The organism is Ruegeria sp. (genome assembly GCF_040830605.1).
Lineage (GTDB): Bacteria > Pseudomonadota > Alphaproteobacteria > Rhodobacterales > Rhodobacteraceae > Ruegeria.
This window is the reverse complement of record NZ_JBFOMD010000016.1, coordinates 1-20,869: the sequence shown is the minus strand read 5'-3', so window position 1 is coordinate 20,869 and position 20,869 is coordinate 1. Positions and strand designations below refer to the sequence as shown.

Annotated in this window: 19 protein-coding genes and 1 tRNA gene; 7 read left to right on the top strand and 13 right to left on the bottom strand. The window is 62.5% G+C overall.

The features are described 5' to 3' along the window. Nucleotides 1-38: 38 nt before the first annotated feature. The 5 genes from glp to AB3N21_RS19975 are packed head-to-tail and all read right to left on the bottom strand — an operon-like array spanning nt 39 to nt 4,087. Nucleotides 39-1,211, bottom strand: coding sequence for a gephyrin-like molybdotransferase Glp (gene glp / locus AB3N21_RS19995; protein ID WP_367936863.1), 1,173 nt, complete (start codon nt 1,209-1,211; stop codon nt 39-41). Next, entirely contained in the window at nt 1,208-1,681 is a 474-nt protein-coding gene (moaC, locus tag AB3N21_RS19990; protein WP_367936862.1) for a cyclic pyranopterin monophosphate synthase MoaC, read from the bottom strand. The genes glp and moaC overlap by 4 nt, the downstream gene beginning before the upstream one ends. Next, complete coding sequence (trpC, locus tag AB3N21_RS19985; protein WP_367936861.1) at nt 1,681-2,493, bottom strand: indole-3-glycerol phosphate synthase TrpC; 813 nt, start codon at nt 2,491-2,493, stop codon at nt 1,681-1,683. The genes moaC and trpC overlap by 1 nt, the downstream gene beginning before the upstream one ends. Then, nucleotides 2,490-3,509, bottom strand: coding sequence for an anthranilate phosphoribosyltransferase (gene trpD / locus AB3N21_RS19980; RefSeq protein WP_367936860.1), 1,020 nt, complete (start codon nt 3,507-3,509; stop codon nt 2,490-2,492). Before trpD ends, trpC begins: the two co-directional genes overlap by 4 nt. Continuing rightward, nucleotides 3,506-4,087, bottom strand: coding sequence for an aminodeoxychorismate/anthranilate synthase component II (locus tag AB3N21_RS19975; protein ID WP_367936859.1), 582 nt, complete (start codon nt 4,085-4,087; stop codon nt 3,506-3,508). The genes trpD and AB3N21_RS19975 overlap by 4 nt, the downstream gene beginning before the upstream one ends. 199 nt (nt 4,088-4,286) lie before the next feature. On the opposite strand from AB3N21_RS19975, the gene AB3N21_RS19970 reads away from it, so the two are divergent. Continuing rightward, nucleotides 4,287-5,618, top strand: coding sequence for a divergent polysaccharide deacetylase family protein (locus tag AB3N21_RS19970; RefSeq protein ID WP_367936858.1), 1,332 nt, complete (start codon nt 4,287-4,289; stop codon nt 5,616-5,618). A gap of 67 nt (nt 5,619-5,685) precedes the next feature. On the opposite strand, the gene AB3N21_RS19965 is transcribed toward AB3N21_RS19970, so the two are convergent. The 6 genes from AB3N21_RS19965 to fabI form a co-directional block, all read right to left on the bottom strand. Next, nucleotides 5,686-6,222 carry a HutD family protein gene (locus tag AB3N21_RS19965; RefSeq protein ID WP_367936857.1) on the bottom strand — a complete coding sequence of 179 codons (537 nt, stop codon included), beginning with the start codon at nt 6,220-6,222 and terminating at the stop codon, nt 5,686-5,688. A 3-nt stretch (nt 6,223-6,225) separates the two neighbouring features. Next, nucleotides 6,226-7,737: an anthranilate synthase component I gene (trpE, locus tag AB3N21_RS19960; RefSeq protein ID WP_367936856.1), complete on the bottom strand. Its 1,512-nt coding sequence runs from the start codon at nt 7,735-7,737 to the stop codon at nt 6,226-6,228. 10 nt (nt 7,738-7,747) lie between these two features. Next, on the bottom strand, nt 7,748-9,592 hold the full coding sequence (locus AB3N21_RS19955) for a peptidyl-prolyl cis-trans isomerase (RefSeq protein WP_367936855.1): 1,845 nt from the start codon (nt 9,590-9,592) through the stop codon (nt 7,748-7,750). Between the two features lie 90 nt (nt 9,593-9,682). Next, nucleotides 9,683-10,858: an aminotransferase gene (locus AB3N21_RS19950; RefSeq protein ID WP_367936854.1), complete on the bottom strand. Its 1,176-nt coding sequence runs from the start codon at nt 10,856-10,858 to the stop codon at nt 9,683-9,685. Between the two features lie 151 nt (nt 10,859-11,009). Continuing rightward, entirely contained in the window at nt 11,010-11,519 is a 510-nt protein-coding gene (gene gpt / locus AB3N21_RS19945; protein WP_171176677.1) for a xanthine phosphoribosyltransferase, read from the bottom strand. 5 nt (nt 11,520-11,524) lie between these two features. Further along, complete coding sequence (gene fabI, locus AB3N21_RS19940; RefSeq protein WP_367936853.1) at nt 11,525-12,331, bottom strand: enoyl-ACP reductase FabI; 807 nt, start codon at nt 12,329-12,331, stop codon at nt 11,525-11,527. 134 nt (nt 12,332-12,465) lie between these two features. Here fabI and pdxH point away from each other — a divergent pair, with 134 nt between their 5' ends. The 4 genes from pdxH to AB3N21_RS19920 all read left to right on the top strand — a co-directional run bounded on the left by pdxH (nt 12,466) and on the right by AB3N21_RS19920 (nt 14,344). Further along, nucleotides 12,466-13,071: a pyridoxamine 5'-phosphate oxidase gene (pdxH, locus tag AB3N21_RS19935; RefSeq protein ID WP_171176674.1), complete on the top strand. Its 606-nt coding sequence runs from the start codon at nt 12,466-12,468 to the stop codon at nt 13,069-13,071. Between the two features lie 121 nt (nt 13,072-13,192). Continuing rightward, nucleotides 13,193-13,720 (top strand): cold shock domain-containing protein, encoded by a 528-nt coding sequence (locus AB3N21_RS19930; protein ID WP_171176672.1) that lies wholly within the window; start codon nt 13,193-13,195, stop codon nt 13,718-13,720. A gap of 13 nt (nt 13,721-13,733) precedes the next feature. Further along, nucleotides 13,734-14,198, top strand: a complete 465-nt coding sequence (locus AB3N21_RS19925) for a DUF192 domain-containing protein (protein WP_367936852.1) — start codon at nt 13,734-13,736, stop codon at nt 14,196-14,198. Nucleotides 14,199-14,267: 69 nt separating this feature from the next. Further along, nucleotides 14,268-14,344: transfer RNA gene (locus AB3N21_RS19920), tRNA-Pro, on the top strand. Nucleotides 14,345-14,350: 6 nt separating this feature from the next. On the opposite strand, the gene AB3N21_RS19915 is transcribed toward AB3N21_RS19920, so the two are convergent. Then, nucleotides 14,351-15,280: a hypothetical protein gene (locus tag AB3N21_RS19915; RefSeq protein ID WP_367936851.1), complete on the bottom strand. Its 930-nt coding sequence runs from the start codon at nt 15,278-15,280 to the stop codon at nt 14,351-14,353. Between the two features lie 65 nt (nt 15,281-15,345). On the opposite strand from AB3N21_RS19915, the gene AB3N21_RS19910 reads away from it, so the two are divergent. Continuing rightward, a complete protein-coding gene (locus AB3N21_RS19910) occupies nt 15,346-19,017 on the top strand; it encodes a vitamin B12-dependent ribonucleotide reductase (protein ID WP_367936850.1) in 3,672 nt (1,223 codons plus the stop codon). A gap of 642 nt (nt 19,018-19,659) precedes the next feature. Beyond that, nucleotides 19,660-19,902 carry a hypothetical protein gene (locus tag AB3N21_RS19905; protein WP_171176667.1) on the top strand — a complete coding sequence of 81 codons (243 nt, stop codon included), beginning with the start codon at nt 19,660-19,662 and terminating at the stop codon, nt 19,900-19,902. A 98-nt stretch (nt 19,903-20,000) separates the two neighbouring features. Here AB3N21_RS19905 and AB3N21_RS19900 read toward each other — a convergent pair. Continuing rightward, a partial coding sequence (locus AB3N21_RS19900; RefSeq protein ID WP_367936849.1) for a trimethylamine methyltransferase family protein occupies nt 20,001-20,869 on the bottom strand: 869 nt, incomplete at its 5' end.

Genomic DNA, 20,869 nt, shown 5'->3' with positions numbered 1-20,869 from the left:
GCATGTTCCCGTTTTGTGTCAACGGATTTGAGGTTGAGCTATAGCGGCAGGTAGGTGACCTCATCGCCTACATCCCGCGCCGGATCATCCGGTGGCCGCATCAGCAGCGCATCGGCGAGTGCCAGAACGCTCAGAAGCGAGCTGTCCTGATCTTCGCAGGCGGCGATGCCGTTTTCATCCAGCGTGGCGCGCATGTAGTGCTCGCGCGGACCATTGGCGGCCAGCGGCGCGGTCAGGCGGGCGCGGCGCAGGGGCGGCACGATATCGTCAAGCCCCAGCATCCGGCGGATCATCGGCGCCAGGAACAGGTAGCCGCAGACCATGGCCGAGACCGGATTGCCCGGCAGGCCCACCATGGCGGCATCGCCGAGTCGTCCGGCCATCAGCGGTTTTCCGGGGCGCATGCGGACCTTGTAAAAGGCGCGCTCCATTCCCAGCCCCTGGGCCACATCTCCGACCAAGTCGTGATCTCCGACCGACGCGCCGCCGATGGTCACCACCAGATCCGCGCCGTGGGCCAGCCCGAAGGCGGTCTCCAGCGAGGCGACGGTATCGCGCGCAATCGGCAGCACCCGCACATGTGCCCCAAGCCCTTCGAGCAGCGCCTTGAGGCCGAAGGTGTTCGAGGCGATGATCTGGTCCGGTCCCGGCTCATCCCCCGGCATCACCAGTTCGTCCCCGGTCGAGATCAGCGCCACCACTGGCTTGCGGGCCACCGGCACCTGCGGGATGTTCATCGCGGCCAGCAACGCCACATCCTCGGCGCGCAACAGGCACGGGGCGGAGATCGTAGTGCCCTTGGTAAAATCGACCCCCGCGCGGCGGATGTTGTCCTTGGTCCCGGGGGCGTCCGTGATGGTAATCAGGTCGCCCTTGCGGTCCACATCCTCTTGAATGACAACGAAATCCGCGCCTTCCGGCACCGGGGCGCCAGTGAAGATGCGTACGGCCTGACCGGCGCCGACAAGGCCCCCGAAGGCATGGCCCGCTGCCGCTTCGCCGATCACCTTGAACATGGCGTGCAACTCGACCTCGGCCGACTTGACGGCGTAACCGTCCATCGAAGAGGCGGCAAAGGGCGGCTGATCGCGCGTCGCCGCCACATCGCGGGCCAGTACCCGGCCCGCCGCATCGGCCAGAGGCACCTCTTCGGCCTCAAGCGGTGAGACCAGATCGAACAGTAGTGCGCGAGCCTCTTCGACGGTGATCATTCTGCTTCGTAACGCCCTGATTTGCCGCCATCTTTCATCAACACACGAATACCACCGATCTCCATCGCCTTGTCCACTGCCTTGGCCATGTCATAGACGGTGAGCGCGGCGGTCGAGACCGCCGTCAGCGCCTCCATCTCGACGCCGGTCTGGCCAGTGGTCTTGACGGTGGCCTCGATGCGGACGCCCGGCAGGTCCGGGTCCAGCGTCAGCTCGACCGCGACCTTGGTCACCGGTAGCGGATGGCAGAGCGGGATCAGGTCGGGTGTGCGTTTTGCGCCCATGATCCCGGCCAGCCGTGCGACGCCCAGGACGTCGCCCTTCTTGGCGCGGCCTTCACCAATGATATCAAAGGTTTCTCGCGCCATCCTGATGTGACCTTCGGCAACGGCAAGCCGGTCGGTCACCGCCTTGTCCGAGACATCGACCATATGGGCGTCGCCCTTGGTGTCGAAATGCGACAGCGCCATCACATCGCCCCCGGAACCAGCGGGCTGGACAGTAGGGCGCGGGTGGCGGCGGCCACGTCGTCCTGGCGCATCAGGCTTTCGCCGATCAGGAAGCAGCGGGCGCCGTAACGGGCGATGTCAGCCAGGTCTTGAGCCGTGTTCAAGCCGCTTTCGCAGACGATAGTGCGGTCCGCCGGGACCAGTTTCGAGAGTCGCCTTGTGGTGTCCAGCGTGGTCTCGAAGGTCTTGAGGTTGCGGTTGTTGATGCCGATCAGCGGGCTTTTCAGCGCCGCGGCGCGGTCCAGCTCGGCCTCGTCATGCACTTCGATCAGCACATCCATGCCCCAGTCGAACGCGGTCTGTTCCAGCTCGGCGGCGTGCGCGTCCTCGACCGAGGCCATGATGATCAGGATACAGTCGGCCCCCAGCGCGCGGGCCTCGACCACCTGATAGGGATCGTACATGAAATCCTTGCGCAGTGCGGGCAGGTTGCAGGCGGCGCGGGCAGCGGTCAGGTAGTCCTTGGCACCCTGAAAGCTGGGCGTATCGGTCAGCACCGACAGACAAGTGGCGCCACCGGCGGCATAAGCCTGCGCCAGCGCGGGCGGGTCGAACTCGGGACGGATCAGGCCCTTGGAGGGGCTGGCCTTCTTGATCTCGGCAATCAGGCCATAGCCGTCGCGCGTCGCCTCGGACAGCGCTTCGGCGAAACCACGCACGGGGCTGGCATCGCGAGCCTCTACCTCAAGTTCTCCAAGTGTTTTCAGTGCCTTGTCAGCCGCAACTTCTTCCAGCTTATAGGCCTTGATCTTGTCGAGAATAGTATCGGTCATGCGGCGTCCTGTGTGATACGGGCCAGAGCGGCGATCTTGTCCTTGGCCTTGCCGCTGTCGATGCTTTCGGCGGCCATGGCGACGCCTTCGCGCAGATCGTTTGCGGCCCCTGCCACGGCCAATGCAGCGGCGGAGTTCAGCAGCACCGCGTTGCGATAGGCCGAGGGCGCGCCGTCGAGCAGCGCGCGGAAGGCGGTGGCGTTTTCCTCAGGCGTACCGCCGATGATGTCCTCGAACGGATGTACGGGCAGGCCCGCGTCCTCGGGGTGCAGCTCGACCTCTTTGACGGCGCCGTCCTCAAGGGCGGCGACCCAGCTGATGCCGGTGATGGTCAACTCATCGGTGCCGTCCGAGCCATGTACAAGCCAGGCGCAATCCGAGCCCAGAACGCCCAGCGTTTCGGCCATGGGGCGGATAAGGTCACGGCTGAAGGCGCCGGTGAGCTGGCGCTTGACGCCCGCCGGATTGGTCAGCGGACCCAGGATGTTGAAGATGGTGCGCGTGCCCAGTTCAGCGCGCGTCGGCATCACATGCGCCGTGGCCGGGTGGTGCATCGGCGCCATCATGAAACCGATCCCGGCCTCGACCAGCGCGCGTTCCACCACTTCCGGGCCAACCATCACGTTCACGCCCATCTGCGATTGCAGATCGGCGGTGCCGGACTTCGAGCTGAGGTTGCGGTTGCCGTGTTTGGCCACCACCACGCCCGCGCCAGCGGTGACAAAGGCGGTCGCGGTCGAGATGTTCAGCGTATTCTTGCCGTCACCGCCGGTGCCCACGATGTCCATCGCGCCCTCAGGTGCTGTCACCGCGTGGCACTTGGCGCGCATCACGGCGGCGGCGGCGGCGTATTCGTCCACCGTCTCGCCGCGCGTGCGCAGCGCCATCAGCAGGCCGCCGATCTGGCTGGGAGTGGCTTCGCCCTCGAACAGGATGGTAAAGGCGGCCTCGGCCTCGGCTCGGGTCAGGGGCCGGTCGGCCGCGGCTCCGATCAGCGGTTTCAGCGCGTCGCTCATGCGGGGACTTTCATCTCGTTCAGGAAATTCTTGAGCAGGGCGTGGCCGTGCTCGGAGGCAATCGATTCCGGGTGGAACTGAACCCCGTGAATCGGCAGTTCCTTGTGCTGCAAACCCATGATGGTGCCATCGTCGAGTTCCGCCGTGATTTCAAGGCAGTCCGGCAGGCTGTCGCGCTCGACCACCAGCGAGTGATAGCGGGTCGCCTCGAATGGCGAAGGCAGCCCGGCGAACACGCCTTTGCCCGTGTGCTGCATGGTGCCCATCTTGCCGTGCACGATCTCATGGCAGCGCACCACCTTGCCGCCGAACGCCTGACCGATTGTCTGATGGCCCAGACACACGCCCAGCAGCGGTGTGCGGGTTTCCGCCGCCGCTTCGGTCAGCGCCAGACAGATGCCGGCCTGATCCGGATCACAGGGGCCGGGGCTCAGCAGGATGCCAGCAGGGTTCATCGCCATCGCCTCCTGCACATCCAAGGCATCGTTGCGGCGAACTTCTATTTCGGCACCAAGCTCGCCAAGATAGTGGACGAGGTTGTAGGTAAACGAGTCGTAGTTGTCGATCAGCAGCAGCATTTGGGCACGTTTCTTTCCTTTGGCATTTGGGGACTGGCGGCACAGTCCCTAGCCACGGTATAGTGTTGGCGACATACATGCTCAGGCTTGGGTGGCAGCGTCAAGGGCGCATCCGTACCCAGTGCCGGGGCAGAAGAAAACCGCATGAGACGGTGTGTTGCAGACCGGGCCAAGAGGACCAGCAAGAGGGCAAGCAGTTATGGGCAGATTTCTCGGAGGACTGATCACCGGGGCAATCGTGATGATTGTTGTCGCGGTACTTTTGTCGCTGGCAGCACCGCTGCCTCAGGGACCTGAACTGGCAAGCGATGTGCCGGCGGCAACGCCCACCGGCGCCGAGCCCGGCAGCAGCGAGATCGATGAGCCCGGCACCGATGCCGATCTGGTCGAGGCTGCGCCGCATGCCCCCGAAAGCAGCCGGAATGGCCCCGACACCCTTGAAGCGATCGAAGAGGCGGACACCGCCCCGGCCGAGCAGCCCGATGTTGGCTCCGCCACCGCTGAACTGGGCAAGCCCGCAGCCGGAAGCGAGACGGATGTCGAGGTTGAATCGGTCGCGCCTGTCGCCCCGCCATCGCCTGCGTCGCTGCCGGAATCTCCGACCGACGACATTCAGCCCGTCGTGGTGGATGACCAGCCATCGCAACCTGCACCTCCGGAAGTGGCAGAGCTTCCGGGATCGAAACCTGAGGCGCAACCCACGGCCGAGAGTGGCATCACCACTCAACGTCCGCGTCTGGCTGCTTTACCGCAGATTGGCGGGGATCAATCCGGCGGAGAGGGCACGGGCGTCGGCACGCGGGTCGTACCCCTGACCGAAAGAGACGAGGCGCCGGCTGCCCCGCAACTCCCACAGGTCGATCCGATCATTGCCTATGCCTCCAAATTCGAGAACCCGGAAGACAAACCGCTGATGTCGATCGTGCTGATCGATGACGAGAACTCGCTTGGCGCGGAAGCCCTGCAGGACTTTCCCTATCCACTGAGCTTTGCCGTCAGCCCGACCGATCCGGATGCCGCGGCGAAAATGGCCCGTTACCGGGCTGCCGGGTTCGAGGTTCTGGCGCTGACCGACATGCCCGAGGCCGCGACCGCGCAAGACGCCGAAGTATCGCTGTCGGTCTGGCTGGAAACCCTGCCCGAGACGGTGGCCATTCTGGAAGGCACGCAAACCGGCATTCAGGGCAACCGCAAACTGGCGGATCAGGTCTCGGCCATTGCAGGCGGCACCGGGCGCGGGTTGGTCACGCAGGACAACGGTCTGAACACGGTGCAAAAGCTGGCCGCGCGCAACGGGGTGCCGTCGGCTGTTGTGTTCCGGGATTTCGATGGCGCCGGGCAAGAGGCGAAGGTGATGCGGCGCTTCCTGGATCAGGCCGCGTTCCGGGCCGGGCAGGAGGGGGCCGTGGTCATGCTGGGCCGGGTGCGGCCCGAGACCATCTCGGCCCTGCTGGTCTGGGGCTTGCAGGATCGTGCCAGCCGTGTGGCGCTGGCGCCGATATCCGCTGCGCTTCAGAACGACGAGCAGTAGGGTTGGGGTATCGCGCGATGCGCGATGCCTCCGGCGGGGATATTTTTGAACAGAAGAAGGCGGGGACTCAGCCCCGGTCGTGAAGTGTGCAGTTCAGTGCGGCGCAGTTCGCGGGCAGGTCGAGTTCACCTGGTTGGCCCAACGCCAGGTCCCCTTTCGAAGCTGCCGTTCCGTCAAAGCTAACGGATCCTGCGGTGACATAGAGCGCTGTCAGATCTGCATTCGGCGCCAGCTTTATTGGCCCTGTTAGCCGCGTGACTGAGGCCTCGATCCGCGCCGGATCGTAGATCAGGTTCAGGTTCTTGACGGGACCGTCCAATAGCTCACCGTGAATAGGCAAGCTTCCTGAAAAGGCCACCGGCGCATTGGGGCGAGCGCGAATAACGGCGTCGGGGCCATGCAGGTTCATGCCGGGACCCTCGACAACCGTCAGAATTCGGGCAAGCCCTTCAAACGCCGAGAACGGCCCATCCGAGGAGACCTCGGCGAGGCTCAGCCGCCAGAGCAGGGAACCGTTGCGGTCCACACGGGCGATTTCATGGGTGATGCCGCCGCCGTTCTTCCACCGGGTTGTCGTGAAATCCGATGGCGTGATGATACGCATCGTTCAGCGGTTGCCGCTGCCGGTGAACCGCGCCGCATCGGCTGCCGCGCGGCGGATGGCGTTGGATTTGTGGACCGTCTCCATGTATTCCGCTTCGGGATCGCTGTCATAGACGACGCCGCCACCGGCCTGGATGTAAAGCTTCTGGTCCTGCACCACCGCTGTGCGCAGCGCGATACACATATCCATGTCGCCGCCCGCGGAGAAATAGCCGACGCCGCCACCATAGATGCCGCGTTTTTCGGGCTCCAGCTCGTCGATGATCTCCATCGCACGGACCTTGGGCGCGCCCGAGACGGTGCCCGCGGGCATGCCCGCGAAGAAGGCGTCCAGCGCGTCCTTGTCCCCGGACAGTTCGCCGACCACGTTTGACACGATGTGCATCACGTGACTGTAGCGCTCGATGATGAATTTCTCGGTCGGGCGCACGGTGCCGATCTTCGCCACGCGTCCTGTGTCGTTGCGGCCCAGATCGAGCAGCATGAGGTGCTCGGCCAATTCCTTCTTATCGGCCAGCAGATCGGCCTCGAGCGCGCGATCCTCTTCCGGCGTGGCCCCACGCGGACGAGTGCCTGCGATGGGGCGGATGGTGACCTCGTCCCCGAAGACGCGGACGAGGATTTCCGGGGAGGCCCCCACCACCTGAAAGCCGCCGAAGTTGAAATAGAACATGAAGGGCGAGGGGTTGGTGCGCCGCAGGCTGCGGTAGAGCGCGAAGGGCGGCAGCGGGAAGTCCTGTGTCCAGCGCTGTGCGGGGACTACCTGAAAGATGTCGCCCGCGCGGATGTATTCCTTGGCCTTCTCGACCGCCTCCATGTAGCCCGACTTGGTGAAGTTCGACACCGGCGGCGCGACTTCATATGCCTCGCCCAGATCGCGGGTTTCTGCGGGCATGGCGCGTTCCAGATCGCGCACCGCGTCCATCACCCGCTCAGCCGCCTGCGCATAAGCCGCCTTGGCCGACTGTCCGTCGCTGACCCAGGCAGGCGAAACCACGGTGACCTCGCCCTTGACCCCATCGAGCACCGCCACGACCGAAGGGCGCAGCATCACCGCGTCGGGCAGGCCGAGCGGGTCGGGATTCACGTCCGGCAGGTATTCCACCAGCCGCACCATGTCATAGCCCAGATAACCGAACAGCCCCGCCGCTGCCTGCGGCAGGTCATCGGGCAAGGCGATGCGGCTCTCGGCCAGCAGCGCGCGCAGATTGTCCATCGGGTTGCCGTCCTGCGGCTCGAACGCCTCGGCATCAAACCGGGCCGAGCGGTTGAGCGCGGACTGTTCGCCATGACAGCGCCAGATAAGGTCCGGTTTCATCCCGATGATCGAATAGCGCCCGCGCACTTCGCCACCTGTCACCGATTCCAGCATGAACGCGTCTTTCTGCGCGCCCGTCAGCTTGAGCATCAGCGAGACCGGCGTGTCCAGATCGGCGGCGAGCCTTGCATAGACAACCTGATTCTCGCCCGCCTCATAGGCGCGGGCGAAGCTGTCGAACTCGGGGGTCAGGGCCATGTCTGGTCTCTTACTGGAAATTGGCCTGCACGGCGTTCAGCGCGCGCTGATCCAGTGTCGGACGGGCGCGGGTCTGGGCGGCGCGGACATAGATGTCAAAGATGTTTTGCGCCAACGCCTGATCCAACTGGGTGGCCAGCGCGTTCTGCATCTGCGTCAACTCTTCGGTCTCGGCAGGCGGCAGTACCTCGTCCAGACGCACGATCAGCGCGGAGCCGTCGCCGGGGATCACGCGCAGCTCACCCGGCTCCATCTCGAAGACCTGGGTCATGAAATCGATCGGAGTGCCGTCGATGAACGCGGTGCGGGTCAGACCGTTTTCCACCCGGAAGGGCAGGCCGGTCGCGGTGAAATCGCCATCTGTGGCCAGTTGCGTCAGCAAGGTGTTGGCCTGTTCCTGCAACGCCCTGGAGGTTTCATCCTGCGTCCAGGCTGCGGCCACGCGGTCGCGTGCGCTGTCCAGCGGTTCGGGGCGCGGCTCCAGTTCCTCATCCAGGCGCATTGCGAAGATCGAACCATCCTCAAGGAAGGCGATCTCGGGGAAATCCTCGGCGCGCACCGCTTCGGCGGCGGTGCGGAACTCGGCATAGGCAGGGACGCCGTCCGAGCTTTGATCGGTCCAGTCGATCTGACCCAGTTCCATTTCCGTCTCGCTGGCGAGTTCCTCTAGCGTGGCACCGCCCGCGAGCAGGTCATTGATGTCTTCGGACTGCGCCTCAATCTGGCGGCGGGCGCGTTCGGCGGCCAGTTCGTCGCGCAACTCGGCCTCGACCTGTTCGAACGCGGTGATCTGTTCGGCCAGCGTACCGTTCACGCGAAAGAGCGCAGGACCAAGATCCGAGGGCAGGGGGCCGACAACATCGCCGACCTCGGCACCAAAGACCGCTTGGGCAGCTTCGCCCAGATCGGTGGCGGTCATGTCGCCCAGATCCACGTCACTCAGCGCCAGACCGCGCTGCTCGACCAGTTGCTCGAACGTGGTTCCGCCCACTTCGATCTGCGCCATGGCGTCCTGTGCTGCAGCTTCATCTGCAAACACCAGACGCTCGACCAGACGGCGTTCGGGCTGGTTGAACTGAGCCTCACGCTGCTCGAAAAGACGGAGGACCGAAGCGTCGTCCAGTTCGATCTGATCCAGCAGCATCGTTGGCGACAGGATCGCGTAGGTCAGGCGTTTGGTGCGGGGCAGGGTGAACCGGTCGGTGTTTTCGTCGTAATAGGCCTGCACCTGCTCATCGGTGGGGGCGGGGACCGGGGTGTTCAGCGCCTCGTCGTCGAGTGTCGCGGCGGTGAAACTGCGGCGGGCGCCTACGAACTCGGTCAGCGTTTCCGCCATGGTCGCGGGCATGGTCACGCCCGCGATCACCGCGCCCTGCACCAGTGTACGGGCGGATTCGCGGCGCAGGTCATCCTCGAACTCGGACTCGCTCAGGCCCGCCTGTTCCAGCGAGAAGCGGTAGCCTTCACGGTCGAAATTGCCATCGACGCCTTGAAAGGCGGGGATTTCGACAATCTCCTTCTGTAGGTTCTCGTCTCCAATCGAGACGCCCATCTGTGCCACTTCGTTGTCCAACGCGGCAAGCGCAACCAGGCGGGAGAGCGCCAGCTGGTCGAGACCCAGCTCACGCGCCTGCGCCATTTGCAGGGGCTGGCCGGTCTGGGCTTCGATGGCGCGGATCTCACTTTGCAATGCGCGGGCATAGGCGTCGACGGAAATGTTCTGATCGCCCACCTGCGCCACGGTGCGGATCGTGCCGCTGAGATTGACCGCGCCAAAGCCTGCAAGGCCCAGCATGAGAAGGCCCATCAGGATCCACATGAAGGTTTTCGAAAAGCTCTTGACGCCTGCGGCCATGTCGCCCCCTTGTCGCGGTTCGGTCTCGGCTTTTTGCCTTGCCCCGTTGATTGCGGCCCTGTCTACGACGGGCACAGGCGGGGGGCAAGGTCAGAAGGCCACCTGTTCCAACCGTGAGAAGAGTTGCCCGATGCCGGCGCGATCGAGATTGGCAAAGGCGATGCGAACCTGCCGTTTTCCTGCCGGATCGCTTTCGGGCATGAACATGGTGCCGGGCAATAGCAATACACCGGCATCCGTGACCAGATGCCGGGCCAGATCGTCCGAGGTGAGGTCGAACGGATGTTCCAGATAGGCGAAATAGGCACCAAGGCCGAGCAGCTTCCAACCTTTGGCCTCCAACCGGGGCATCCCCTCGGCGATGGCGGCGCGGCGGTCGAGGATCTCGTGGCGCTCTCCGGCCAGCCATTGGTTGAGATTCTGCATCCCCCAGAGGGCGGCATATTGGCCGATCTGGCCGGGGCAAATGGCCACGGTGTCGAGGAACTTTTCGATCTCGGCCAGCAACTCCGCGTTGGTCGCCAGCGCGCCGACGCGGTGGCCGGTCAGTCGGTAGGCTTTGGAGAAGGAATAGAGGTGGATCAGCGTCCGGTCCCAGCCGGGTAGGGTGAAAAGGCCATGCGGAGCGCCGCTGCGACTGTCGAAATCGCGATAGGTTTCGTCCACCATCAGATAAAGACCGTGTTCGCGGGCCAGATCGTAGAAGGCGCGGACCAGTTCCGCCGGATATTCAACCCCGCCGGGATTGTTGGGTGTCACCAGCGCGATGGCGCGGGTTTTGTCGGTGATGAGCGCCGCAGCGGCTTGCGGATCGGGCAGCAGGTCATCCCCGGTGGGCAGGTCCACGGCCGTAACGCCCGCCATATCGAGCCACATTTTATGGTTGAAATACCAGGGCGTCGGCAGGATGACCTCATCCCCTTCGCCAGTGATGGCGGCGATGGCGGCCGAGAAGGCCTGATTGCAGCCCGAGGTGATGGCCACTTGTCCGGCCTGCACCTCGGCGCTGTAATGCTGCGAAATCTGATGCGCGAGTTCTGTGCGCAGGTCGGGATTGCCGAGAACGGGGCCGTAAAGATGAGCGCTGTCTTCGGTCAGTGCGAAATCGGCCATTGCCTGTCGCAAAGGCGGTGGCGGTGGATCGACCGGCGCGGCCTGACTGACATTGATGAGCGGGCGATCCGCCGGGAAGGAGACGCCTTCGATCCAGCGGCGTGCCTCCATGACCGGAGGGGCGAAGGTGGTGGCCGTACGGGTGGTGCTCATCTGTTGGGTCCGTGTTGATGGCTGTTGTGAGATTGTGCGCCTGCGGCGCGCTAGTTTTTTTGTTTGGGTCGGCTCGGGCTCACCAAAGCAGCAGCGTTGGCATGGGGAGGCGGAAACGAAAAACGCGCCCGTTTGGGCGCGTTTGGTGGGGTCAGTCGGTGCCGCGATAGGGCTCGACATATTGCAGGGCCATGTCCCAGGGGAAGAAGATCCAGGTGTCCTGACTGACCTCGGTGATGAACGTGTCCACCATCGGGCGGCCCTTGGGCTTGGCATAGACAGTGGCGAAATGCGCCTTGGGGTACATCTCGCGCACCAGTTCCAGGGTTTTGCCGCTGTCCACCAGATCGTCGATGATCAGCACGCCGGTCCCATCGCCCATCAGATCGGCATCTGGCGACTTGAGCACCTCAGCTTCACCCTGCTCCTGATGGTGGTAGGATTTGACGCTGACGGTATCGACCGTGCGGATGTCCAACTCGCGGCTGACGATCATCGCAGGCGCCATGCCGCCACGGGTGATCGCCACCACGGCGCGCCAGGCACCTTCATCGGGGCCTTGCCCGTCAAGCCGCCAGGCCAGTGCGCGCGAATCGCGGTGGATTTGGTCCCAACTGATGTGAAACCCCTTTTCGTGGGGCAGGCGGTCCTTGCCGGTCATGGCTATTACCCTTTTTCCACATCAGGCGCGTCGACGGCCTTCATGCCGACGATGTGATAGCCCGAATCCACATGCAGGTTTTCACCGGTCACGCCGCCGCTGAGGTCGCTGAGCAGATAGAGCGCCGAGTTGCCCACATCGTCGATGGTCACGTTGCGGCGCAGGGGCGAGTTGTACTCGTTCCACTTCATGATGTAGCGGAAATCGCCGATGCCCGATGCGGCAAGCGTCTTGATCGGACCGGCGGAGATCGCGTTGACGCGGATGCTGTCCTTGCCCAGATCCTCTGCCAGGTATTTTACCGAGGCCTCAAGCGCGGCCTTGGCGACACCCATGACATTATAATGCGGCATCACCTGCTCGGCACCGTAATAGGTGAGGGTGATGGCGCTGCCGCCTTCGGTCATCAGCTTCTCGGCGCGCTGCATCACGGCGGTGAAGGAGTAGACCGAGACATCCATGGTCAGTTTGAAATTGGCACGGCTGGTATCGACATAGCGACCGCGCAGCTCGTTCTTGTCGGAGAAACCGATAGCATGGACGACTAAATCGAGACGGCCCCATTTCTCTTCAAGCGCAGAGAAAAGCGAGTCGATCGAGTCCTCGTCGCTAACGTCGCAGGGAAGAACGATTTCGCTGCCCAGTTGCGCGGCCAAAGGATCGACCCGCTTTTTCAGCGCGTCGCCCTGATAGGAAAAGGCAAGCTCAGCCCCGGCTTCGGACAAGGCGCGGGCTATGCCCCACGCGATGGACTTGTCATTGGCCAGTCCCATGATGAGGCCGCGCTTGCCGGCCATCAACTGATTTGACATGTTCGGTTCTCCGCCTGTCGTCGCGTTGTGTTGATGTGGTTTATGCCATTGATCCCAGTGCTTCAAGGCCACGCACTCTTGCCCGTTGCGGGTTCTCGCCGTAGGGTCAACCTCAGACGTTCTAGGGGATGGACATGAGTGAACGCGATGGCATCTTTGCCGGCGCCGATCCGTTAGTGATTGCGGATCGGTGGCTAAAAGAGGCCGAGCAGACCGAACCGAATGATCCCAACGCGATCGCTCTGTCGACCGTGGATGCAGAGGGTATGCCCAATGCACGCATGGTGCTTCTGAAAGATATCGAGCCTGATGCCTTTGTTTTCTATACGAATTACGAAAGTGCAAAGGCCGGAGAACTGGACACCGCCGGTAAGGCCGCTTTTGTGTTACACTGGAAGTCATTACGCCGCCAAATCCGAGTGCGGGGCGACATATTGAAAGAAGAGGGCGACAAGGCCGACGACTACTTCGCGTCCCGCTCTCTCAAAAGCCGACTTGGGGCGTGGGCGTCAAAGCAATCGCGTCCGCTGTCGAGTCGGGCAGCATTGATGGCCGAGGTGGCCAAGGTGACGGCAAAGCTGGGAACGAACCCGCCCCGCCCGCCGTTTTGGGGAGGGTATCGGCTGGTGCCCTGTGAGATCGAGTTCTGGGCAGATGGCGCTTTTCGCCTTCACGATCGCTTCGTCTGGAGGCGTGAAGACCAAGACTCAGAGTGGTATGTACAAAGGCTGAATCCATGAATCTTGCGTATCGTGAAATGCAGTCCGTTGATAAGCCAAAGGTTTTTGAGCTTGAATTTGCGACACGAAACCTTACACATCGAGTGCTTAAACACTGGACCAAATCCACGTTAGGAACGAAGTGCCTGAAGATCTGAGTTGCATGTATCGCGTTCGTGGACACGTCAAATGGTTCGATCCCGCTAAGGGATACGGATTTGTTGTGTCTGACACCGGCGGGCCGGATATTCTGCTGCACGTCAACGTGTTGCGGAATTTTGGTCAGAGCTCGGTGGCAGATGGCGCGGGCATTGAAATCATGACCCATCGGACCGACCGCGGTGCGCAGGCGGTCGAGGTGCTCAGCATCGAGCCGCCGTCGCGGAGCGACGCGATGCAACTGTCCGACTTCGCCGATCTGGATCCGGATGTGATTGCACAGGCGCCGCTGGAGGCTGCGCGAGTCAAATGGTTCGACAAGGGGAAGGGCTTTGGCTTTGCCAATGTCTTTGGCCGGGATGAGGACGTGTTTCTGCACATCGAAGTTCTGCGCCGGTCCGGGCTGGCCGATCTGCAGCCGGGCGAGGCGCTGGCCATGCGGGTGATCGACGGCAAGCGGGGCCGCATGGCGGCACAGGTGCTGGCATGGGAAGCCGCGCTGAACCCTTGAGCGGATCACAACAATGATGCGGTTTGCGGTTCTTGCCTTGATCGGATGGATCAGCGCCGGAGCGGCGTATGCCGCGTGTCGTGGTGATGTCGTGGACCTGCGCAATGATGCAGCCGAAATCCGGTTCAACATTGAGTTGGCGATGACGCAACAGGAGCGATCCCGCGGCCTCATGTTTCGCGAGCACCTGCCACAGCGGTCCGGAATGCTCTTTGTCTTCGATCCGCCTCAGCGCGTGGCGTTCTGGATGAAGAACACGCTGATTCCTCTGGACATGATCTTTGTGGACCGCACCGGTACGGTGACACATGTGCATGAAGGTGCCATTCCCGGCGACGAAACCCCGATCGACGGGGGTGACAAGGTCTATGCCGTGCTCGAAATCAATGCGGGTTTGTCCGACCGTTACGCAATCGTGCCCGGCACGGTGATGCGGCACGAGGTTTTTTCCGAAGGACCTGCCGCCTGGCCTTGCTGATCGGACTGGAAACCGACGCGCTTTAGGTCTTTTCAAATCGAAATCACATCGTTAGGAAGGCGCACGGTCCGGGGCGTGGCGCAGTCTGGTAGCGCACCTGTTTTGGGTACAGGGGGTCGTGAGTTCGAATCTCGCCGCCCCGACCACTTTCTTCAAATCGGCGTGCCACCCGCAGCGCGATAGAGGCGCGCGAGCATGCGATCGAGCCGGCGGCTTTCGAACTGAACATTCAGCGATCTGCCGTCTTTCTGCGGCACATCCAGAAACATTTCTGCATCGACGCGGTAACCCGCAGGATTCTCGGTCGCGGTCAGCCGCGTGACACTCTCAGGCAGGTCCTGCGGATATCCGTCATAGGTCAGAATCAGATAAGCGGTGGCGTCCGGCGACAGCAACTGCCTGCATTCCAGCGTTGTTGGCGCTGGCCGAGACAGGGTTTCACCCGGCTCCTGGCAGGAGTTTTCAAAGGCCCGAAACAGCGCTACGGGGTTTTCGGGAAACTGCGCACTGCGCGACAATGGCACAACATCTTGTGGTGTGCAGGACACGGTGAGGGCAAGAAACGGGATGATCCGGGGGATGCGCATGGCCGTGGTTGTCCAAAAATCAGATGTGGTGCATGACTGACTGTACGTCATTGGCGGGGCGGAAGCGACAGTGATTCTGTCGCGTCCGCGATCACCGAAAATCACATCCGGGATGTTAACCAATTCCGTAAAGGTGCTGGAAATCACAGGAATTTTCCACCGCCGCCCCGAAATACTCCGCTGCGCGCATTGGGGACAAGTTGTGGAGGAATCGGTATCGCCACTCCGCGCCGAGATCCACGGAATCCGGTCAACAGAAAAGATTGCAATCAACAGGTAAAATTTGCGTTGACCTGATATGGGAAGATACGCCAGATTGTGTAGGCCGGAAGCGTTGCCACTAAATCTGGTAGGCAATAACCAGAAAAGCGACGCACCGAGGGACGGAAAGGCACAACCAGAATTCGTGTTGCCGAAGGACGGTTTCACGCTGCTGTTTGTGGCGTGCAGGTCTTTTCTGTCTCTAATCCATCCGGCATTCGGCGCGGTTTTCACGCGCCTGGAATCTTCTGTGGCCCGAGGGCCGCATTTTGAGTTGAGTTGAAGCTGGGACAGCGGTCATGAAGATTGAAAGAAAATTCACCAAGGCAGGTCAGGACGCATATGCAGATCTGGATTTCGTGTCCGCGACCTCCGAGATTCGCAACCCTGACGGCACCATCGTCTTTCGCCTCGACGAGATCGAAGTGCCCGCCCGCTGGAGCCAGGTCGCCAGCGACGTGATCGCGCAGAAATATTTCCGCAAGGCCGGCGTGCCCTCGCGCCTCAAGAAGGTCAAGGAAAAGGACGTTCCCGAATTCCTGTGGCGCTCAGCCCCGGCTGATGCGGATGTCGAGTTCACCGGTGAAACCTCGTCCAAGCAGGTGTTCGACCGTCTGGCCGGTGCCTGGGCTTATTGGGGCTGGAAAGGCGGCTATTTCTCAACCGAAGAGGACGCACGCGCCTATTTCGACGAGATGCGGTACATGCTCGCGACCCAGCGTGCCGCGCCCAACTCTCCGCAGTGGTTCAACACCGGCCTGCACTGGGCCTATGGCATCGACGGTCCCGCGCAGGGGCATCACTATGTGGACTATAAAAGCGGCAAGCTGACCAAGTCGAAATCAGCCTATGAGCATCCGCAGCCGCATGCCTGCTTCATCCAGTCGGTCGATGATGATCTCGTCAATGAAGGCGGCATCATGGACCTGTGGGTGCGTGAGGCGCGGTTGTTCAAGTATGGCTCGGGCACCGGGACCAACTTCTCGCACCTGCGTGCCGAGGGCGAGGCGCTCTCAGGTGGCGGCAAATCCTCGGGCCTCATGGGCTTTCTGAAAATCGGCGACCGCGCCGCCGGAGCAATCAAATCGGGCGGGACAACCCGTCGGGCAGCGAAGATGGTGATCGTGGATGCCGATCATCCGGATATCGAGCAGTTCATCGAGTGGAAAGTGCTCGAAGAGCAGAAGGTGGCAAGCATCGTCGCCGGTTCGAAAATGCACGAAAAGATGCTAAACGGCATCTTCGCCGCGATCCGCAGCTGGGACGGGGCGCAGGACGATGCTTATGACCCCAAGACCAATGAGGGGCTGAAAGAGGCGATCCGCGAGGCCAAGAAGGTCGCGATCCCGGAAACCTATATCAAGCGCGTGCTGGATTACGCCCGCCAGGGCCATGACAGCATCGAATTCCCGACCTACGACACCGATTGGGACAGCGAAGCCTACAGCTCGGTCTCGGGCCAGAATTCCAACAACTCGATCCGGGTGACTAACGCCTTCCTGAAGGCGGTCGAAAAGGACGCCGATTGGGAACTGGTCAACCGCACAAACGGCGAGGTCGCCAAGACCGTCAAGGCGCGCGATCTGTGGGAGAAGGTCGGCCACGCCGCCTGGGCCTGTGCCGATCCTGGCATTCAGTACCATGACACCGTGAACGAGTGGCATACCTGCCCTGAGGATGGCCCGATCCGCGGCTCGAACCCGTGCTCGGAATACATGTTCCTCGATGACACCGCCTGCAACCTTGCGTCGATGAACCTGCTGACGTTCCTCAAGGATGGTGTGTTCCAGGCCGACGACTATATGCATGCGGCACGTCTGTGGACCCTGACGCTGGAAGTGTCGGTGATGATGGCGCAGTTCCCGTCCAAGGAAATCGCCAAACTTTCCTATGATTTCCGCACGCTCGGTCTGGGCTATGCCAATATCGGCGGCCTGCTGATGAACATGGGCTACAGCTACGACTCGGATGAAGGCCGGGCGCTATGCGGTGCGCTGACGGCGATCATGACCGGCGTCGCCTATGCCACCTCGGCCGAGATTGCCGGAGAGCTGGGCCCGTTTGCAGGCTATGAGCGCAACGCCGATCACATGCTGCGCGTCATGCGCAACCACCGCAACGCCGCTTATGGCGCGGCCAACGGATACGAGAAACTGGCGGTCAAGCCGGTGCCGCTGGATCACGCCAACTGCCCGGATGCGCGTCTGGTCGATCTGGCCATGTCGGCCTGGGACGAGGCGCTGAGCCTTGGCGAAAAGAACGGTTACCGCAATGCGCAGGCCACCGTGATCGCGCCCACCGGCACCATCGGTCTGGTGATGGATTGCGACACCACCGGGATCGAGCCGGATTTCGCGCTGGTCAAGTTCAAGAAGCTGGCAGGCGGCGGCTACTTCAAGATCATCAACCGCTCGGTGCCCGCAGCACTTGAACATCTGGGTTACAGCTCCAGCCAGATTGAGGAAATCGTGTCCTACGCGGTGGGCCACGGCACCATCGGCAACGCGCCGGGGATCAACCACACCTCGCTGACCGGTCATGGTTTTGGCCCCAACGAACTGCGCAAGGTGGACGAGGCGCTGGAATCGGCCTTTGACATCCGCTTTGTCTTCAACCAGTGGACGCTGGGTGAGGAGTTCTGCACCGGCGTGCTGGGCATCCCGGCGCCCAAGTTGGCCGACCCGACCTTCGATCTGCTGCGGCATCTGGGCTTTACCCGCGCCGATATCGACGCGGCCAACGACCATGTTTGTGGCACCATGACCCTGGAAGGCGCACCGCATCTGAAGCCCGAGCACTATTCGATCTTCGACTGCGCCAACCCCTGCGGCAAGAAGGGCAAGCGCTTCCTGTCGGTCGACAGCCACATCACCATGATGGCGGCGGCGCAGAGCTTTATCTCGGGCGCGATCTCGAAGACGATCAACATGCCCAACGATGCCACCATCGAGGATTGCCAGAAGGCCTATGAACTGTCCTGGTCGCTCGGCATCAAGGCCAATGCGCTCTACCGCGACGGCTCGAAACTGAGCCAGCCGCTGGCGGCGGCGCTGGTCGAGGACGACGACGAGGCGGCGGAAGTGCTGGAAAGCGGCACGCCCGCCGAAAAGGCCGCCGTGCTGGCCGAGAAGGTCATCGAGAAGGTGGTGGTCAAGGAAATCGTCCGCTCGCATCGCGAGAAGATGCCGGAACGCCGCAAGGGCTATACCCAGAAGGCGATCGTGGGCGGCCACAAGGTCTATCTGCGCACCGGTGAATATTCCGACGGCTCGCTGGGCGAGATCTTCATCGACATGCACAAAGAGGGCGCCGGGTTCCGGGCGATGATGAACAACTTTGCCATCGCGGTGTCGGTCGGCCTGCAATATGGCGTGCCGCTGGAGGAATTCGTAGACGCCTTCACCTTCACCAAGTTCGAACCGGCAGGAATGGTGCAGGGCAACGACTCGATCAAGAACGCCACCTCGATCCTCGACTACATCTTCCGCGAACTGGCGGTGTCCTATCTCGACCGCACCGATCTGGCCCATGTGAAGCCCGAAGGCGCCAGCTTTGACGATCTGGGCCGCGGCGAGGAAGAGGGTGTGTCGAATTTCACCGATGTCAGCGACAGCGCCGCGTCGAAATCGCTGGAGGTGCTGAAACAGATTTCCTCGACCGGGTATCTGCGCAAGCGCCTGCCGCAGGAACTGGTGGTTCTGAATGGCGGGCAGGGCGCCGGTGCCACGGCGCTGAACGGCGCGGCCGACCCCGTGGCCGCAATCCAGACGCTGGTGCCGGAAACCGGCGGAGTGGCAGAGGGCGCAACCGCGCTTTCCACCGGAACCGTCAGCGGAATGGATGCCCGCACCAAGGCCAAGATGCAGGGGTACGAAGGCGATCCCTGCGGTGAATGCGGCAACTACACGCTGGTGCGCAACGGCACCTGCATGAAGTGCAACACCTGCGGGGCGACGAGCGGCTGCTCGTGACCTGACCGGAAACGCACCGGCAACGGTGTGTAGGGACCGGGGTTCCTCCCTTGGTGGCCCGGTCCCGACGAAACCCGAGATGAGGCATGGCCCGAGACTTACCCAAAGGCGCCTCATCTCACACGGCGAAACATGCCCGTGTTTCGCCGGCTACAGGGTGGGGCGGAATATCAGTCCTTCCCACTCTCTCACGGGGCGGGTGCGCTCGCCCCATGCGACGTCCAGGCCGCAGGCAAAAAACACCGGGCGGTCAATGAACGGAGCCTGGACGGCGAAACTCATAGGGGGGCCTTGGCCCCCCTTTTTTCATCGGATAGCCGATGTGAATCAGGCGATGTTTCCGGGTGAACATGCCGAATCTCACCTACATGTGTATGGACATGCGATTTCAACCGCATGAAGTGAGTCGTTTCACACATGCGGCGGGTGTCTGCCGGAACGCGGGTTTCAAGCAGGGGAAGAATTGCCGAACGGCCTCAAAGCCGTTTGGCCGCGCGGGGGACCGCGTAAATCCAAGGGCGAATCAGGCGGGCATTGGCGCGAATCCCCCAAAACGCATTTCTTGCCGTGACGCCGGTATGTGGAAAGGTGTTTCTGGGTCTGTCCGGACAAGACATTCAAACTCACACAGGAGACACCGCAATGAAACCGCAAACCCTGCCTCTTCTGGCTGCCCTTGCCCTTGCCATTCCCGCAGTGGCATCGGCCCAAACGGCAGACGCAAACGGTGATGGTGTACTGACCATTGACGAAGTGCAGGCTGTCTTTCCCGAAATCGATGCGGAAGGCTTTGCCAACATTGATGTGAACGGGGACGGGTCGCTGGATCAGGAAGAGGTCACAGCCGCTCAAGAAGCAGGTCTGATGCCCGCGACCGACGGCTGATCGGCGCCTCTCAAAACAATGGCGGCCATCGTCTTGCATGGCCGCCATTGCAAATGCCTCGTGAAAGCCGGGAGTACGCTCCCGGCTTTTTCAATGGGTTAGGACGACAAGTGAATGTTGAACTTGGCGCGGATGGCGGCATCCAGGGCCGGATCGAACCGGGCTGCCGCGCGTTTGGACAGGATTTCTTCTTTCTTTGCGATGGCTTTCCTGACCAGATCGGGCTTGTCCAGTTCCACCCATTCCTTGGGTGAGGTGCGGTCGCCTAGTGCCGGATACACGTAGTCGGCCTGCATCCGGCCCAGAGTCTGATCTGTTCCAAGGTAGTGCCCGGTGCCGCCCAGGCAGACCTCGGCGATCTGGTCCAGCGCCAGGGTTTCATCCGTCACCTCGATCCCACGCACGCAGCGCAAGGCCTGACCGATCAGGTCGTCGCTCAGGATGAGGCTCTCGAAACAAAAACCCAACAGGGACGAGTGCATGCCAGCCGCCTCGTAGACCATGTTGAGCCCTGCAAGGCCTGCCATGACGTTCGAGCACATCTGCTCCCACCCGGCTTGCATGTCGGGCAGTTTCGAGTCGGATGCGCCCGCAGCGGCGCCGCCGGGCAGGCCGTAGAACTTGTGCATCTGGGCACAGCCCGCGCTCAGCAGCGCCTGTTCGCCGGATCCCACGGTCATCGCGCCGGTGCGCAAGTCCAGGCCAAAGGGCCAGGTGCCGAAAACCGCCGGCGCACCGGGTTTGACCGCGTTCACATAGACCAGACCGGCCAGACATTCGGCGGTGGCCTGAACGATGGCACCTGCGACGGTCGAGGGCGCGGTGGCCCCCGCCATACCGGCCGAGAGCAGCAACACCGGCATACCGGCCTTGATGCATTCCTCCATGACTTCGCAGCTTTCGGTTGCGAATTTCATCGGCGGCACCACGAAGCAGTTCGAGTTCGACACGAATGGCCGCTCGCGCC

Coding starts and splice junctions, on each gene's coding strand:
- glp (WP_367936863.1), bottom strand. CDS start 1,211: ATGATCACCGTCGAAGAGGCTCGCGCACTACTGTTCGATCTGGTCTCA.
- moaC (WP_367936862.1), bottom strand. CDS start 1,681: ATGGCGCTGTCGCATTTCGACACCAAGGGCGACGCCCATATGGTCGAT.
- trpC (WP_367936861.1), bottom strand. CDS start 2,493: ATGACCGATACTATTCTCGACAAGATCAAGGCCTATAAGCTGGAAGAA.
- trpD (WP_367936860.1), bottom strand. CDS start 3,509: ATGAGCGACGCGCTGAAACCGCTGATCGGAGCCGCGGCCGACCGGCCC.
- AB3N21_RS19975 (WP_367936859.1), bottom strand. CDS start 4,087: ATGCTGCTGCTGATCGACAACTACGACTCGTTTACCTACAACCTCGTC.
- AB3N21_RS19970 (WP_367936858.1), top strand. CDS start 4,287: ATGGGCAGATTTCTCGGAGGACTGATCACCGGGGCAATCGTGATGATT.
- AB3N21_RS19965 (WP_367936857.1), bottom strand. CDS start 6,222: ATGCGTATCATCACGCCATCGGATTTCACGACAACCCGGTGGAAGAAC.
- trpE (WP_367936856.1), bottom strand. CDS start 7,737: ATGGCCCTGACCCCCGAGTTCGACAGCTTCGCCCGCGCCTATGAGGCG.
- AB3N21_RS19955 (WP_367936855.1), bottom strand. CDS start 9,592: ATGGCCGCAGGCGTCAAGAGCTTTTCGAAAACCTTCATGTGGATCCTG.
- AB3N21_RS19950 (WP_367936854.1), bottom strand. CDS start 10,858: ATGAGCACCACCCGTACGGCCACCACCTTCGCCCCTCCGGTCATGGAG.
- gpt (WP_171176677.1), bottom strand. CDS start 11,519: ATGACCGGCAAGGACCGCCTGCCCCACGAAAAGGGGTTTCACATCAGT.
- fabI (WP_367936853.1), bottom strand. CDS start 12,331: ATGTCAAATCAGTTGATGGCCGGCAAGCGCGGCCTCATCATGGGACTG.
- pdxH (WP_171176674.1), top strand. CDS start 12,466: ATGAGTGAACGCGATGGCATCTTTGCCGGCGCCGATCCGTTAGTGATT.
- AB3N21_RS19925 (WP_367936852.1), top strand. CDS start 13,734: ATGATGCGGTTTGCGGTTCTTGCCTTGATCGGATGGATCAGCGCCGGA.
- AB3N21_RS19910 (WP_367936850.1), top strand. CDS start 15,346: ATGAAGATTGAAAGAAAATTCACCAAGGCAGGTCAGGACGCATATGCA.
- AB3N21_RS19905 (WP_171176667.1), top strand. CDS start 19,660: ATGAAACCGCAAACCCTGCCTCTTCTGGCTGCCCTTGCCCTTGCCATT.